Origin of the sequence: Streptococcus sp. WM07 (assembly GCF_004570525.1) — a bacterium.
Lineage (GTDB): Bacteria > Bacillota > Bacilli > Lactobacillales > Streptococcaceae > Streptococcus.
The window spans coordinates 12,842-28,328 of sequence record NZ_SPPZ01000014.1 but is presented as its reverse complement, the minus strand read 5'-3'; the positions used below and the strand labels follow the sequence as shown (position 1 = coordinate 28,328).

The following is a 15,487-nucleotide window of genomic DNA, read 5'->3' as shown; positions in this document are numbered from 1 at the left end:
TGTAATACGGCTTGGATGAATGAATTTTTACGACAACTGTCAGAAGCTTACCCTAACGACTATATTATTTTGGTGATGGATAATGCGGTTTGGCATAAATCACAGACATTGGATATTCCTAGCAATATTGAATTTACATTTATTCCACCTTATACACCAGAGATGAATCCGATTGAACAAGTTTGGGCAGAGATTCGGAAATTAGGATTTAAGAACAAAGCATTTAAATCATTGAATGACGTCATTGATCAGTTGCAAGAAGTTATCCAAAGCTTATCAACTACTCGCTTACGATCGATTGTCCATAGAGAATGGATATCTGCTAATTTTGATTCTGAATGAGTATTATTTCGCAGAAAAGTATCAAATACTTTCGAGAAAATTTCATCCACTTGATGGATTTCAGCTTCAATCAAATCATAGAAAAGATCCGCTCTTCTTTCCTCGAAATGAGAGAATAAGAACGGAGCCTAAAATTTGAAAAGCGAGGTTTTCTGACGAGAGTAAAATAAGGTGAGTACATATCCATAGTAAGAAATCTCACTTTTTTACGAACCTTCAGATCGTATTTCGACTGTAACCATTGTTATGTGGGTGAAACTTTAGGTTCAATAGTAAAAGTAGATGAAGATCTAAATAGAGATGGAGTTTTTAGCTTGGATAAAGATTAGGCAAAAATAGAAATAGCCTAGAATCATTAATTAGAAATGATACTAAGCTATTGTTATTGATTCAAATTTTTGTAGTTTTTTGTGGTTAGATTAGTACATAAGCTTATTTGCTTTCTTCTTTGCTTGGAACAATTGATAAATACTGTTAAGAGAAATTTGAAAAATAGAAGTTGTTTAGGAAAGAGTACTAGTTTTACCACAATATGTAAGAACTTTTTACAAAAAAATAGTGAATATGGCATAAAGATATTTTATTACGTTAGCACAGTCGGATTAAATGAAAAGACCGTAGCGAAGTACATTCGAGAACAAGAGAAAAATGATATTGCTCTCGATAAGCTGAGTGTAAAAGAATATGAGGATCCATTTTCAGATGGCGGATTCAGAACACGTTAAAAGCCCGTTGTTACGGGCAATGGTCAAGTAATACAAGCTCTAACCTGAACGAAGTTCAGCGAACGCCTTTAGGCGTCGCTGGAGAGAAACGGCTTACAGCCGGTGTACAAGCCACCCGTTTTCACGGGTGGTTTTGACTCTAAGTGTAATGATTTATTTTACTATACTGCACTCTGTTATCAGATGCTTACATTAAAATAAGTGTTTCATATCTAGATGGATGGTTATAATTATATGTTTAAATTATCCTCTACTTGAAATTTAGTTTTTAAGATCAAGTAGCAACTTTTTGATAAAAATAATAAACAAAAAATTATAATCGAAACTACGAAACTTGGTTAATATAATCCTGTATAATTTAATGATTTTAAAGACATATCATTTATAAATATCACCAATAAAAAGCAAAATAGAAGATTGATTATCAAGGAAATTGTTGAAATAATTATTGTTAAGAGTGTTGCTTCTCCTAGTTTAATTAATACTAATTGACTTCTAGATGCTCCTAAAATTTCGATATTCTGTATATCTGTTTTCTCTTTGTTCATAGATAAAAGAGCAATCGAAATAATATTTGCAAATACTATCAAAATAGGGGCTCCCATATATACAATTAGGGATACTATTAATTCTAAATTAGCATCTTCTTGAGTTTTATATAAAATATTTTGTGAGATTAATTGAAAGCTTGTAATCAAGGTAATTATGCTAATTATTGCTGCAGATACAGACTTAACATATCTCCTATTAAATAATAAATTCCATTTAGATATAATATACATATATTTGTCTCTTATAAATAGACTAGAAATCAATCTTAAAAATAAACTTTGAATATAGGGGGATATTTGATAAATAATTGCTATATTGAAAATTGTAAGATAGAACAACATTTGAGTTCGAATAGAAATACTGGGATTCTCAAAAATTTTTATTAAAATCAAGGACCAAGAAACTCCTATAAGAATCATTAAGATTATTTTTTTAAAAATTTTTATCTCACTTGTTGATTTCGGCCCCATTTCTTTCATTGTATAATAAAAGCCACTCAAAAAAACTATTAGGCTAGTTAAAAAAACTGTTACTACTAACCCTATAAAACTCAGACTAAAATGAACATCAGGCAATAAATTTTCTCCAAAAAAATATTGTAAAAAATAATAGTAACCCTGAGTAAATGGAATAGAAAAAATATAACTAATAAAACTAATAGTTAATGAAATAATAGATATTTGACTACCTACTAAAAATGAAATATGGAATCTATTAGCACCTAAAGTTTCCAAGAGAATATAATCAGTTCTAAACATTTCTACCAATAAACTAATTAAGGTAGATAAAACAAAAAATAAAGTAATACCTCCAAATACTATAGGAAATGAAAAAATTGGTTTTGGATCAGGTAAGCCAGAAAAAAGTTTAGCATTCAAATCCATATTTATAGAACCATTGATTGACAGGCCGATAATCAAACTTGATATAAAAATCAATGGCAAGATACCTACCCATTGCATTTTATTTTGCATAAATTGATAATATATCAGCTTTATCATATTCAACCTCCCTTAAGGTATTTTAGTATCGAGTATTTTATAAAGTTCTTCTCCTCTAGGGTTTACTAGTTCTTGAAAAATTTGTCCATCTTTTAGAATTAGTGCTCTATCTGTTTGAGAGGCAAGTTCAATATCATGAGTTACCATTATGACACACTTACCCTTATCTGCAAGTTCTCTTAATAGATTAAAAATTACCCCACGTGATTTACTATCCAATGCTCCAGTTGGTTCATCCGCAAATATAATGTCACTATTCGTAATGATAGCTCGTGCAATTGCAACCTTTTGTTGCTCACCACCGGATAATGTACTGACAAAATCATTTAAATTTGCATTAAAATTCATTCTATCTAATAATGTTTTAACCAATTGAGTATTCATTTTTTTCCCAGATAAGCGTAAGGGTAATAAAATATTTTCGAGTACTGGTAAAGAAGGAACTAAATTATAAGATTGAAAAATAAAAGAAATATCCTCACGTCTTAATCTAGAAAGTTTGAAATTATTAATACGATATGGATTAACCCCTTTTAATAATATCTCTCCACTTGTTGGTCTTAATAAACTAGAAATACATTTTAATAATGTTGATTTTCCTGAACCACTAATACCTAAAATACTAATAAATTCTCCAGATGAGGCAGAAAGCGAAATATCTTTTAAAATTTGCAACTCTTTACCATTACTAAGAAAAAATTTTTTTGATAATTTATTTACTTCTAAAAGTCTAATATTTTCGGGCATAAATCTCCACTCCTCTCATTTAACCTAGAATAACTCTCAATTTTTTAACATATATTGGTATATTGAGGGTTATCTCAATCACAATGATAAAAAAGATCCTTAAATCAAATATCTAAATTAAATAATGTCTTGTGTATAGAGTTTGTATTTTATCCACATTGATAATCTGGAATATCATCCCCCTTGTAATTCTTCATATAAATTAACTTGTTTTTATGAAGAAATTATTTGAGAATAAGAGTAAAAATTATTTTGAAGTAGAGTGATATTAGTCCTAGGTATAGTGTCAAACATAGAAGAGGGGGAATCAATAATTAGGATTAAAATAACCCTCTCTACTTTATCTGATAATAAAGTTACACAACCTCTAGTTTGTTATATAATACCATTGATTAACATACAAAATAATATATATATGATTTTGTATTACTTATAGAAAGTATAGTTGAATCTAATTTAGTATTGTCATTTTCCCCCAGATGCATGATAAATATTCAGGTTATATTTTTATGAGGAAGATTAGAGTTACGCTCATTTTTCCAAAATGATACATAGCTATTATTCCATTGGGAAAAATGACTTCTGTTTTGTAAGAAGTTTACTAAAAAAGAATGGCTAGAGATAACTGGTAGTTTAGGGTTCTTTTACAGTAATAGTTCCCATATCTGCTTCTAGGTTGATTTCAACTGAAGGATTAGAGGTGTTTCTAAACTTAGCTGGCAGGTTTATTTCATCACTGAAAGCAGATTGGCTAGTGAATAGAGTTGAAGATTTTTGATTTTTTGATAGAAGGATTTCAATATCTCCATCTTCAGAAATGAGTCTATTTTTCCCTTCAAATAAACTGTGATCAACCAAAATAGAGTCACTAACTGTTTGTATTTGAACCGATTGATAACTTCCTTGGAGAAGTTGGATTGCCGCACTATCAGAAATGATGGTGCTATTTGAAAGTCTACTATTGATTGAAGTAATCTCGCCAGAGGTTGTTTGGATACTTGCTTTGCTAGCCTGTACTTGTGTGAGAGTAATGTCTCCATTGTCTGCTAGTACCTGTAAATCTGGAATTTGGAGATTTTTGATATTGATATTGCCATTTTGCAGGTGGGTAGAGATTGTTTGGAGGTTTGAATTAGCTGGGATAGCAATGTAAATACTTCCAGGTTGTCTTTGATTGGGATACCGTAACCATTGATATAATACGCCGATTCCCCGATATTCTATAAAGGAATCCTTGTTTTTTTCATGTTCTTTTAGAATTAATGTCTCATTTTCTTCTTTTATTGAAATAGTATCAGATGAGGATTCAGATAATGGATAGTATTCTATGTGGATACGCTCATCTGTAGAAGGGAGAAGGTGGAGTTCATATTCAGAAAGATCGATGCGAATATGTTTTTTTGCTTGAAATTGTTGTTCTTTTTTGGCAGTGGAAACATAGATTTGGTCAAGTTCCTGAAAGGCTTCCATTGAAATGGCAATTCCAGTAAGAGCAGTTCCAAAAAGAATCAGTAGTAGTGCCGCTATCCATAGTTTTTTTAATGTCATCGTCTGTCTCCTTTCAAACTAGTCCGGTAGATCCAACCCAGTAGTTTTACACTTGAACTTCCAATGGAGTACGTTAGTAAGCATAGAAGGCTGCCCAGTCCAAGAAGGAAAGTCCCGACTCCAATTCCAAAAGCTAAACTTGCAGGACTGCTTAGAAGATTTACAAAAGATTCGTAAAAAGCCACAATGCTGATTAGGATACCTGTTATTCCAAAGGTTAGTGATGTAAACAGGAAGGCTCCAAATAGGGCTAAAATAGTGAAGAGCAGGGCAATGACGAAAAGAGCTATAGGAAAGGTCAGTGGGGAAGCCAAGATTACAAGAGCCATCAACGTTGAGACTTTCCAAAAGTTTCTTTTTGTTGACTGACTAGCTGAAAGTTCTTTGTCTAATAGATTTTGAATCAAATCATAAGCGGCTTCTTTGGGACTTCCCAATTCCTCCATTAAGGCTGCTTCGTTCTCTGGGCCAGCTTCTTCGAAATATTCTTGAAAATATTCGATTGCTTCTTGATAATCCTCTGTAGGTAATTTCCGTAAATAATGGTCTAATTGTGAAAGATATTCATCTTTTTTCATTTTTTAAACTCCCTTCTAAAATCTTTGAAATGGTTTCAGTGTATTCTAACCATTCCTTTTTCAAAAAATGCAATTGTTCCCTACCGGAATCGGTTAAGGAGTAGTATTTGCGTTTTCGTCCTTGGTGCTCTTCGGAATAGGTTCGCAGAAATCCATTTTTTTCAAGTTTTTTTAAAATAGGATAGAGTGTGGATTCCTTGATGTTTGCAAGGAGCTTGATGGTCTGACTAATTTCATAACCATAGGAATCCTGCTGGTTAACGATAGCCAAAATGAGAAACTCCGTTAATGGAGATGGAACTGGAAAATACATGTCATCACCCCTTTATATATAAAATTTCTATATATAAATTTTATACCCATCAAAGAGAATAGTCAAGCGATATATAAAAATTTTATATATATTTTTTCTCTCTCTTTTCTCTCTCTTTTCTCTGACTGCCTTATTTGATATAATCAAAGAAAAAAAGGAAACAATAGATGCGTTTTGAAGAAATTTTACCTGGGTTAAGGGCTAAGAAGAAATATGTACGTCAGGGTTGGGGAGGTGCCGAGAATTTCGTGCAACTCTTTGACCATTTGGAAGTGGAAGGACAAATGCTTGAGGTAACACCTTATTTCTTGATTCATGTTTCTGGAGAAGGAGAAGGTTACTCCATGTGGAGTCCGACGCCTTGCGATGTTTTGGCAGAGGACTGGATAGAAGTTCATGACTAGAAAAATACTCATTACAGGCGTTTCTTCTGGGATTGGTCTTGCGCAAGCTCAGGCTTTTTTGAAACTAGGAGAGCAGGTCTATGGAGTTGATAGAAATCCAGCACCTCCATTAGCAGGGGATTTTCATTTTCTACAGGTGGATCTAACAAAGGATTTGGATTTGGTTTTTGACTGGGTCGATCAAGTAGATATTTTGTTGCTGACAGCTGGTATTCTTGATGCCTATACTCCGCTTCTAGATATGTCTAAGGAGCTTTGGGAACAGGTTTATGATACCAATGTGCGGGTACCGATGGAGTTGAGTCGCCACTATCTGTCTAAAATGGTAGAGCAAGGGAAGGGAGTGATTATCTCCATGTGTTCTATTGCGAGTCATATTGCTGGTGGAGGAGGAGCTGCTTATACCAGTTCTAAACATGCTCTTATGGGTCTGACCAAACAAATGGCGCTAGACTACGCTGATTCAGGTGTCCAGATTTTCGGAATTGCTCCCGGTGCTGTGCAGACAGGGATGACGCAGTCGGATTTTGAGCCAGGAGGTATGGCTGATCAGGTAGCGGAGGAAACTCCAATCAAACGTTGGACACAGCCGGAAGAGGTGGCAGAGTTAACCGTCTTTTTATCCAGTGGAAAGATGAGTTCGATGCAAGGAGCGATTGTAACGATTGATGGTGGTTGGACTCTGAAATAGGAAGCTTGAGTTTTACTCGAGCTTTTTTCTATTTGGTGGAAAAATGCTATAATAGAGGACGAGTATGACAAGAAATAGAGGAATGAATATGTCGAATTATGCCATTATTTTAGCCGCTGGAAAAGGAACGCGGATGAAATCAGACTTGCCTAAGGTCCTGCATCAAGTATCTGGGATTACGATGTTGGAGCATGTTTTCAGAAGTGTTTCAGCTCTGGCTCCTGCTCAGACGGTGACCATTGTTGGGCACAAGGCTGAAATGGTTGAAGCCGTTCTTGCAGACCAAACTCATTTTGCTTTACAAAAGGAGCAGTTGGGAACGGGTCATGCGGTTCGGATGGCAGAAGAGGTGTTAGGGGATTTAGATGGTCAAACCTTAGTCATCGCTGGAGATACCCCTTTGATTACTGGTGAGAGTCTAAAGTCACTCGTTGATTTTCATATTAATCATAAGAATGTGGCAACTATTTTGACGGCTGAAGCTCAGAATCCTTTTGGATATGGCCGTGTGGTCCGCAACGCAGACGGTGAAGTCTTGAAGATTGTGGAACAGAAAGATGCCAGTGATTTTGAACAACAAATTAAAGAAATCAATACAGGTACATATGTTTTTGACAATCGTCGTCTCTTCGAAGCTTTAAAGGACATCAATACAGATAATGCTCAAGGAGAGTATTACCTTACAGATGTTATTGGTATTTTCCGCCAGGCTGGTGAGAAGGTTGGCGCTTATATGCTTCGGAATTTTGAAGAAAGTTTAGGGGTTAATGACCGCTATGCGTTATCCATTGCAGAAACGGTTATGCGTAACCGCATCAACAAGGGACATATGCTCAATGGTGTAACGTTCCAAAATCCAGCGACAACAACAATTGATATTGACGTTGAAATTGCTGGAGATGTTGAGTTAGAGGGTCAGGTAACTCTTCGTGGGACTACGAAGTTAGAAACGGGTGTCTACGTTAGTGCAGGTTCTTATCTAGTGGACAGCCATGTAGGAGCCAATAGTCGTATTACCCATTCTATGATTGAAGAATCAACGATTGGACAAGACGTAACAGTAGGGCCTTACGCGCATATTCGGCCAGGTTCTCAGTTGGCTGATCAAGTCCACGTGGGGAATTTTGTAGAAGTTAAGGGCTCTAGCTTAGGACAAGGAACGAAGGCTGGCCATTTAACCTATATCGGGAACAGTCAGGTTGGACAAGATGTTAATTTTGGTGCTGGAACGATTACGGTGAACTATGACGGGCAGCAGAAATATGAAACTAAGATTGGCAATGGTGTCTTTGTAGGCTCCAATTCGACCTTAGTAGCTCCACTTACCATTGGAGATCACGCGCTATTAGCCGCAGGTTCGACGATTACAGAGGACGTACCGGAGGATGGATTGGCTCTAGGCCGGTCACGTCAAGTTACTAAGAACGGTTATGCAGCTCGTTTTCCCCATCATCCTAGCCAAGAGGAGAAATAGATGAATTTTGAAGAAAAAACCTTGAGTCGTCAGGAAATTTTTAAGGGCCGTGTTTTTCAAGTAGCCGTTGATGAAGTTGAATTGCCAGATGGGAAAGGGACTTCTACACGGGAGTTAGTTTTCCATAATGGTGCCGTTTGTGTCTTGCCCATTACAAGTGAGAATAAGGTGCTACTCGTTAAGCAATATCGGAAGGCTATTGAAGGAACGAGTCTGGAAATTCCAGCTGGCAAATTGGAAATTGGTGAAAATGCAGACCCTAAAGCCGCTGCTCTTCGGGAATTGGAAGAAGAAATTGGCTATGTAGCGGAATTGGAATTGTTGTATGATTTTTATACAGCCATTGGCTTTTGCAGTGAAAAAGTGAAACTATACCTGGCTCGAAATTTGGAAAAAGTGGATAATCCGCGTCCTCAAGATGCCGATGAAACTCTAGCATTATTTGAGCTGGATTTGAATCAAGCCTTGGAAGCGATTGAGACGGGGGACATTTGTGATGCCAAAACCATTATGGCCATTCAGTATTGGCAATTGATGGAAAAGGTGCAGAACTGATGGCCAATCACCAAAGATTTGACTCGGATTTCGTTGAAGACATAGAGCCTCTCGATTTGGATTTGTTGCATAAAATCGATCGTCTTCAAGTAGAGCCGGAAGTTCGGAAAAGCCGACAAGTGGAGAATCAGAAGCGGGCGCGTTTTCAACAGACCCTCAATAAAATTCTTTTTTGGCTCTTGCTTTTGTTGGTCTTACTTCTGATTTTTATGTTTGTATTGTAGGAAAGTGAAGCTATGAAAATTGGAATTATTGCGGCTATGCCACAAGAATTAGCAACTTTATTGGAACAGTTGGAAAATGGTCAGAAACATCTCTATCTTCGCCAAGTTTATCATACGGGGCATCTTGGTCGTCATGAGGTTGTCTTGGTTGAGAGTGGTATTGGAAAAGTGATGTCCGCTATGACAGTTGCCGTTTTAGCACAAGAATTTAAGGTGGATGCCGTCATTAATACAGGTTCTGCTGGTGCTGTGGCGAAAGGTCTGGCTGTAGGAGATATCGTAGTGGCAGACCGCTTGGCCTATCATGATGTAGATGTGACTGCCTTTGGTTATGCCTATGGTCAAATGGCCCAACAACCTCTTTATTTTGAAACTAGCAACTATTTCCAATCTGTTTTCAAGGATGTTTTAGAGGAACAAGGACAGACTTATCAAATGGGATTGATTGCAACAGGTGATTCTTTTGTGGCATCATCCGAACGTTTGGAAATGATTAAGACAGCCTTTCCAGAAGTTTTGGCTGTGGAAATGGAAGGAGCCGCTATTGCTCAAGCGGCTCATTCAATCAATCTACCTGTTATGGTTATTCGGGCCATGAGTGATACGGCTGAGCAAGATGCGGGGATTTCTTTTGATGAGTTTATTGTGGAAGCTGGTCGGAGATCAGCACAGGTTTTAGTAGCCTTTTTGAAAAAATTAGTTTAGGAAGACTGGAATGAGACCAGGGAAGTGTGTTGTCCTGGTCTCCTTTTTTGGAGAGTGGGGACTGTATGAGTATTTTAGAAGTAAAACGATTGAGTCATGGGTTCGGTGATCGAACGATTTTTGAAGATGTTTCTTTTCGCCTCTTGAAGGGGGAGCATATCGGCTTAGTAGGGGCTAATGGTGAAGGAAAGTCCACCTTTATGAGTATCGTGACAGGGCAACTGCAGCCAGATGAAGGACAAGTAATTTGGTCCAAGTATGTTAAGGCGGGTTATCTGGACCAGCATGCAGTGCTAGAACCTGGAATGACCGTTCGGGATGTATTGCGGACAGCTTTTGATGACCTTTTTAAGACGGAAGCTCGCATTCAGGAAATTTACATGGAAATGGCGGAAGCTAGTGACTACGATGCTCTGATGGAGGAAGTTGGCGAGTTGCAAGATCGCCTAGACAGTCGGGATTTTTATAGTTTGGATGCCAAGATTGATGAAGTGGCGCGTGCCTTAGGGGTTGCTGATTTTGGCATGGAGTCTGATGTTACCGAACTCAGTGGCGGACAACGAACCAAGGTTCTCCTAGCTAAATTATTGCTAGAGAAGCCGGATATTCTTCTCTTAGACGAACCTACCAACTACCTAGATGCCGAGCATATCGATTGGCTCAAACGTTACCTTCTTAATTATGAAAATGCCTTTATTTTAATTTCCCATGATATTCCCTTCCTCAACGAGGTAATCAATTTGGTTTATCATGTTGAAAATCAAGATTTGGTGCGCTACAGCGGGAATTATGAGCAATTTCAAGAAGTCTATGCCATGAAAAAGGCCCAGTTGGAAGCAGCCTATGAACGCCAACAAAAAGAGATTGCGGACTTAAAAGATTTTGTTAACCGCAACAAGGCTCGGGTAGCGACTCGAAATATGGCGATGAGTCGTCAGAAAAAACTGGACAAGATGGATATTATTGAACTCCAAGCGGAAAAACCAAAACCACAATTTGATTTCAAGAGCGCTCGGACTCCTGGACGGTTTATTATCCAAGCGCAAGGACTGGAAATCGGCTATGACCGTAAACTAGCAGGTCCGTTGAATCTGACCTTTGAACGCAATCAGAAAATTGCCATTGTCGGAGCTAATGGGATTGGTAAAACGACCCTTCTTAAGAGCCTTTTAGGAATTATCCCAGCCTTGGGAGGCCAAGTAGAAGAAGGGGAATTTATTGAATTAGGCTACTTCGAGCAGGAAGTACCAGGAGGCAATCGCCAAACGCCACTAGAAGCTGTTTGGGATGCCTTCCCAGCTATGAACCAGGCTGAAGTCCGCGCTGCCCTAGCCCGATGCGGACTGACAACCAAACATATTGAAAGCCAAATCCAAGTCCTTAGTGGAGGTGAGCAAGCCAAGGTTCGCCTCTGCCTCCTTATGAATCGAGAGACCAATGTACTAGTCTTAGACGAGCCAACCAACCACCTGGATGTGGACGCTAAAGACGAACTCAAACGTGCCCTTCAAGCCTACAAAGGCAGTATCCTTATGGTCTGCCACGAACCAGACTTTTACCAAGGCTGGGTCGATCAAGTCTGGGATTTCAATGAATTGATTTAGGAGACATTATGATTGAAAACATTCTTCAAGATATCCTGAAATTTCGCAAGGAACGTGGCTGGGGCGAAGCCCACAGCCCACGTAACCTAGCGACTTCAATCATTATTGAAGCCGCAGAGCTACTAGAAAATTATCAATGGGGAGAGGATGATTTTGATCCTATCAATGTTCAAGAAGAAATCGCGGATATCCTGATTTACACCTTTCAACTAACAGATAAATTAGGCTTAGATGTTGAGACCGTCATCCAAGATAAACTCAAGAAAAATGCCCTGAAATATCCAGTGACTAAGGAAGAGGATTAGGTGTTGGGGATTGATACTCAATAAATTTCAAAATCTGATGTTGTCAAGCCTTTTTGACGAACCCATTGATTGCGTGCTTTACACGTCTTATCGATAATATTCAACAGCTCTCCCAGACTTTTTTTGAAAGATTCAAGTTGAGGGTGGTTCAATATGAGCTATTGTAAAACCAAATGAAATCTAAGCATAGAGGAGAAAATACTGATGGTGATTGGAAATAAACTGGGAATTAAAGATTCCTTAGAATTGGCACGTATTGAAGAAAAGATGACTAAAGAACGAGCGAAAGAAATATTTGATGAAAATCTTTTATTAGAAAAGACGGCGGGTAGTTTCGAAACATTAGCTTTTATTCACTATCATCTCTTTCAAGACATCTATGATTTTGCGGGCCGTATTCGAGAAGTTAATATCAGTAAAGGAGGATTTCGATTCGCTCCAGTCCTCTATCTCCCTCAAAGTTTGGCCAGTGTTGATCAGATGCCACAGGTAACCTTTGAGCAGATTGTTGAAAAATATGTAGAGATGAATGTGGCGCATCCTTTTCGTGAAGGAAATGGCCGGTCCATGCGGATTTGGCTAGACCATATCTTGAAACAGCAATTGGGGCAAGTCATAGACTGGTCTCAGGTAGGTAAAGAAGACTATCTCCTTGCAATGGAACGAAGTCCCATTCGAGATATTGAAATCAAGTACGTTTTAAAAGCGGCACTGACAAGTGATGTGGATAATGTCACTTTATATATGAAAGGAATTGATCATTCCTATGCTTATGAAGGCTATTCTTTATTTAGGACAGAAGACCTGTGACAGTCATTTTTTCAATGATTAACATATAAAAGCTCAGTTAATTAAGGTAGTGATTACTATATTCCTGCTTTGGTAGACAGTATTTTATGTATTTGTACTATCTACTTGGGTAGGACTATATTAGGTCAAGTTTTGAAAGAGAAAAAGAGTTGAAAAAATAGAAAAAAGTATTGACATAACTAACAAAGGAGAATACCATGAGCAGAGCAGAGCAGAGCAGAGCAGAGCAGAGCAGAGCAGAGCAGAGCAGAGCAGAGCAGAGCAGAGCAGAGCAGAGCAGAGCAGAGCAGAGCAGAGCAGAGCAGAGCAGAGCAGAGCAGAAAGCTCGGAGACTATACTCAAGTTGAAAAAGTAGACCTCATTTCTAGAGATATTCTTTCAGATAATATTCAGAAAATTGGTCAACTTTTTCCTGAGGTTCTGACAGAAACCCGAGACCAAGATGGCGTCCTCAAAACCGCCATTGACTTTGAAAAACTAAAAATCTTCCTAGATCGAGACCTTGCCCAAGGACGAGAAACCTATGAATTTACCTGGGTCGGCAAGCGCCAAGCCATGGCTGAGGCAGGCAAACCGACCACAAAAACCCTAAGACCAGATCTTGAGGAGAGTGTTGATTTTGAAAAGTCTGAGAATGTCTTTATTACTGGTGACAATCTTGAAGTTCTAAAAATCCTTCAAGAATCCTATCTAGATAAAATCGATATGATCTATATCGATCCACCTTATAACACAGGAAAAGACTTTGTCTATTCCGATAAATTCCAAAAGTCCGAAGAAGAACTTTTAGAAGACATGGATCTTCTAGATGACCAAGGTCAGAAGAAAATTGGCCTAACAAAAAATGAAAAAAGCTCCGCCCGTTATCACTCCGACTGGCTTAATATGATGTATCCCCGTCTTGTTCTAGCAAGAAACCTCCTCAAAGAAAGCGGTATCATCTTTATCTCTATCGATGATAACGAACAAGCCAACCTCAAATCCATCTGTGATGAAATATTTGGGGAGGAGAATTTTTGTGGTCAATATGTCTGGAAACGTACTGATACACCAGCTAATTTGAGTAAAACAGTTAGACAGAGCACTGAATTTATTTTTTCATACAAAAAAGGATATATTGATCGTTTTTATGGGGTGCAAAAATATAGTTCAAGTAATAACGGCCTTATGAATCAATCTAACAGTGTACATAAATTGGAGTTTCCGGAAAATATAGTAGATACCAATCTACCAGATGGTATATATGAAGCAGGAAGGTATGGAACAGAATCATATGATATAAATTTACTAGAAAAAACCGAGGTAAGAAATAAAGTCTTTATAAAACCGGTGATACTTGAAGGAAAGTTTAAATGGGGGCAAGAATATTTAAATGCTGAATTAAAGAAAGGGACGAAAATTTCAATTAAAACTAAGGCTTTTTCCCCTTCTTATGAGAAAGAAGAATATGATAGGGAAGTTCCTCCTAGCTTAATTGATAGGAGTGTGGGTGTAACTGTCAATGAAATTGCTCAGAAGTATTTGGACAGTCTTTTTGACAGATCAGGTTTATTTACAAACCCCAAGCCTGTTGACTTAATTGAATACTTAGTTGAATTTCAAAATAATAAAAATCTCTTAATCCTTGATTTCTTTGCTGGTTCAGCCACAACAGCAGATGCTGTTATGCAATTGAATGCCGAAGATGGTGGGAATCGGAAGTATATCTTGTGTACCTTGGATGAGGAAGTTGCTGAGAAGTCAGCTGCCAAAGAAGCTGGCTACCAGACCATTGACCAGATTTCACGTGAGCGGATTCGTCGGGCAGCTCAAGAAATTCAGGAGGAGCATCCGGAGACTATTGGAAAACAGGATTATGGTTTTAGGGCCTATAGATTAGATAGTTCGAACTTTAAGGATGTTGGACAAAAGCCTGGAGTGTTTACGCAAAAGAATTTATTTGATAGTGTTTCCAATATTAAAGAAGCGCGAAGCGGTTTTGATCTGCTCTTCCAAATCATGCTCACTTGGGGGATGGAATTGTCTCTACCTGTCGTTCAAAGTGAGATAGATGGTATCCGAGTTTTTGATGTCGCCGAAGGTAGTCTCTTTGCTTGCTTTGCAGACGACATGACCGAATCAGTTATTCGTAAGATTGCCAAGGAAAGACCACTGCGTGCTGTCTTTAAAGATGAAAGCTTTGCCAATTCTGCTGGTAAGATTAACCTGATGCAGATTTTTAAAGAAGAATCACCAGAAACGAAAGTGAAGGTGGTGTAGTATGGATTATAAGGATTTTAAAGATAGGGACGTAAGGTATGAAATAAATCTTAAAGCTAAGACAATTACTACTGTTAGAACCGCTAGAGTTTTAGCAAGTGAACGTTTGTATTCTTACGCTAAAAAATGGGAATTTGTTTTTCTTTTTATGAATTTAATCTCAGCAAGTTTACTCGTTTATTCTATTGTAATCGAAACAGACAGCAAGAATAGTTTGTTAATTTCTTCTATATTTTCAATCTATACATTGTTTATTCAAAGTTTCGTGTCGAAACTTAATTATAATGAGCGAGCACTAAAATTTCATTATCATCAACTGGACGTAGAGAATTTTCTATTAGCAAATAAATATTTACTGTTAGACTCTACAGATCGTAGTGATGAAGAGAAGTTGAGTGAACATAAGAAGATTATGAAACTATACCAACTTAGTCTCCAAGGAATCGAAAATCATAGTAATTTAGACCATAAAAAAGCTACAAAGCGAAGCAAAAAAAAGGAAAAAGAAGGAGTAAGTAGTTTCCTTAGTCATATAGAACAATGTTTAATCTATGCCGATTTTAGTTTGGATAATCTATTTGTGAATGTTCAGCCTTTTATTATTGCTGCTTTTGTATATCTATATATAAATTTTAGATAGGAGACCAGCT

17 protein-coding genes and 1 pseudogene are annotated in these 15,487 nt (G+C 37.4%); 13 read left to right on the top strand and 5 right to left on the bottom strand.

Annotated features, from left to right (window positions below; genetic code table 11):
* Both E4T71_RS03055 and E4T71_RS03050 read left to right on the top strand, forming a co-directional pair.
* Window positions 1–342: transposase (locus tag E4T71_RS03055; protein WP_194181234.1), on the top strand; the 342-nt coding region annotated here is incomplete at its 5' end.
* Window positions 343–923: 581 nt separating this feature from the next.
* A pseudogene (locus E4T71_RS03050) lies at window positions 924–1,067 on the top strand (IS200/IS605 family transposase); the annotation flags it as partial.
* 338 nt (window positions 1,068–1,405) lie between these two features.
* On the opposite strand, the gene E4T71_RS03045 reads toward E4T71_RS03050, so the two are convergent.
* The 5 genes from E4T71_RS03045 to E4T71_RS03025 all read right to left on the bottom strand — a co-directional run bounded on the left by E4T71_RS03045 (window position 1,406) and on the right by E4T71_RS03025 (window position 5,806).
* A complete protein-coding gene (locus tag E4T71_RS03045; RefSeq protein WP_228062338.1) occupies window positions 1,406–2,620 on the bottom strand; it encodes a hypothetical protein in 1,215 nt (404 codons plus the stop codon).
* A 12-nt stretch (window positions 2,621–2,632) separates the two neighbouring features.
* Window positions 2,633–3,367, bottom strand: a complete 735-nt coding sequence (locus tag E4T71_RS03040; protein ID WP_135036659.1) for an ABC transporter ATP-binding protein — start codon at window positions 3,365–3,367, stop codon at window positions 2,633–2,635.
* 633 nt (window positions 3,368–4,000) lie between these two features.
* Window positions 4,001–4,915 (bottom strand): DUF4097 family beta strand repeat-containing protein, encoded by a 915-nt coding sequence (locus E4T71_RS03035; RefSeq protein WP_135036656.1) that lies wholly within the window; start codon window positions 4,913–4,915, stop codon window positions 4,001–4,003.
* Complete coding sequence (locus E4T71_RS03030) at window positions 4,912–5,493, bottom strand: DUF1700 domain-containing protein (protein WP_135036653.1); 582 nt, start codon at window positions 5,491–5,493, stop codon at window positions 4,912–4,914. Before E4T71_RS03030 ends, E4T71_RS03035 begins: the two co-directional genes overlap by 4 nt.
* Window positions 5,480–5,806 carry a PadR family transcriptional regulator gene (locus E4T71_RS03025; RefSeq protein WP_135036650.1) on the bottom strand — a complete coding sequence of 109 codons (327 nt, stop codon included), beginning with the start codon at window positions 5,804–5,806 and terminating at the stop codon, window positions 5,480–5,482. The genes E4T71_RS03030 and E4T71_RS03025 overlap by 14 nt, the downstream gene beginning before the upstream one ends.
* Before the next feature lie 167 nt (window positions 5,807–5,973).
* Between E4T71_RS03025 and E4T71_RS03020 the strand changes: the two genes are divergently transcribed.
* The 11 genes from E4T71_RS03020 to E4T71_RS02965 all read left to right on the top strand — a co-directional run bounded on the left by E4T71_RS03020 (window position 5,974) and on the right by E4T71_RS02965 (window position 15,477).
* Window positions 5,974–6,210, top strand: a complete 237-nt coding sequence (locus tag E4T71_RS03020; RefSeq protein ID WP_135036647.1) for a DUF2829 domain-containing protein — start codon at window positions 5,974–5,976, stop codon at window positions 6,208–6,210.
* Window positions 6,203–6,901, top strand: a complete 699-nt coding sequence (locus tag E4T71_RS03015; RefSeq protein ID WP_135036644.1) for a 3-oxoacyl-ACP reductase — start codon at window positions 6,203–6,205, stop codon at window positions 6,899–6,901. Before E4T71_RS03020 ends, E4T71_RS03015 begins: the two co-directional genes overlap by 8 nt.
* A gap of 88 nt (window positions 6,902–6,989) precedes the next feature.
* A complete protein-coding gene (glmU, locus tag E4T71_RS03010) occupies window positions 6,990–8,375 on the top strand; it encodes a bifunctional UDP-N-acetylglucosamine diphosphorylase/glucosamine-1-phosphate N-acetyltransferase GlmU (RefSeq protein WP_135036665.1) in 1,386 nt (461 codons plus the stop codon).
* Complete coding sequence (locus E4T71_RS03005) at window positions 8,376–8,930, top strand: NUDIX hydrolase (protein ID WP_135036641.1); 555 nt, start codon at window positions 8,376–8,378, stop codon at window positions 8,928–8,930. It abuts the gene before it with no gap.
* Window positions 8,930–9,154, top strand: a complete 225-nt coding sequence (gene macP, locus E4T71_RS03000) for a cell wall synthase accessory phosphoprotein MacP (protein WP_135036638.1) — start codon at window positions 8,930–8,932, stop codon at window positions 9,152–9,154. The genes E4T71_RS03005 and macP overlap by 1 nt, the downstream gene beginning before the upstream one ends.
* A 12-nt stretch (window positions 9,155–9,166) precedes the next feature.
* A complete protein-coding gene (locus E4T71_RS02995) occupies window positions 9,167–9,859 on the top strand; it encodes a 5'-methylthioadenosine/adenosylhomocysteine nucleosidase (protein ID WP_135036635.1) in 693 nt (230 codons plus the stop codon).
* A gap of 65 nt (window positions 9,860–9,924) precedes the next feature.
* Window positions 9,925–11,463 (top strand): ABC-F family ATP-binding cassette domain-containing protein, encoded by a 1,539-nt coding sequence (locus E4T71_RS02990; protein ID WP_135036632.1) that lies wholly within the window; start codon window positions 9,925–9,927, stop codon window positions 11,461–11,463.
* Window positions 11,464–11,471: 8 nt separating this feature from the next.
* Complete coding sequence (locus E4T71_RS02985; protein WP_209304471.1) at window positions 11,472–11,768, top strand: nucleotide pyrophosphohydrolase; 297 nt, start codon at window positions 11,472–11,474, stop codon at window positions 11,766–11,768.
* A gap of 204 nt (window positions 11,769–11,972) precedes the next feature.
* Window positions 11,973–12,578 (top strand): protein adenylyltransferase Fic, encoded by a 606-nt coding sequence (fic, locus tag E4T71_RS02980; RefSeq protein ID WP_135036629.1) that lies wholly within the window; start codon window positions 11,973–11,975, stop codon window positions 12,576–12,578.
* A 555-nt stretch (window positions 12,579–13,133) separates the two neighbouring features.
* On the top strand, window positions 13,134–14,837 hold the full coding sequence (locus E4T71_RS02970) for a site-specific DNA-methyltransferase (protein WP_135036626.1): 1,704 nt from the start codon (window positions 13,134–13,136) through the stop codon (window positions 14,835–14,837).
* A 1-nt stretch (window position 14,838) separates the two neighbouring features.
* On the top strand, window positions 14,839–15,477 hold the full coding sequence (locus E4T71_RS02965; protein WP_135036623.1) for an SLATT domain-containing protein: 639 nt from the start codon (window positions 14,839–14,841) through the stop codon (window positions 15,475–15,477).
* The last annotated feature ends 10 nt before the right edge of the window (window positions 15,478–15,487 follow it).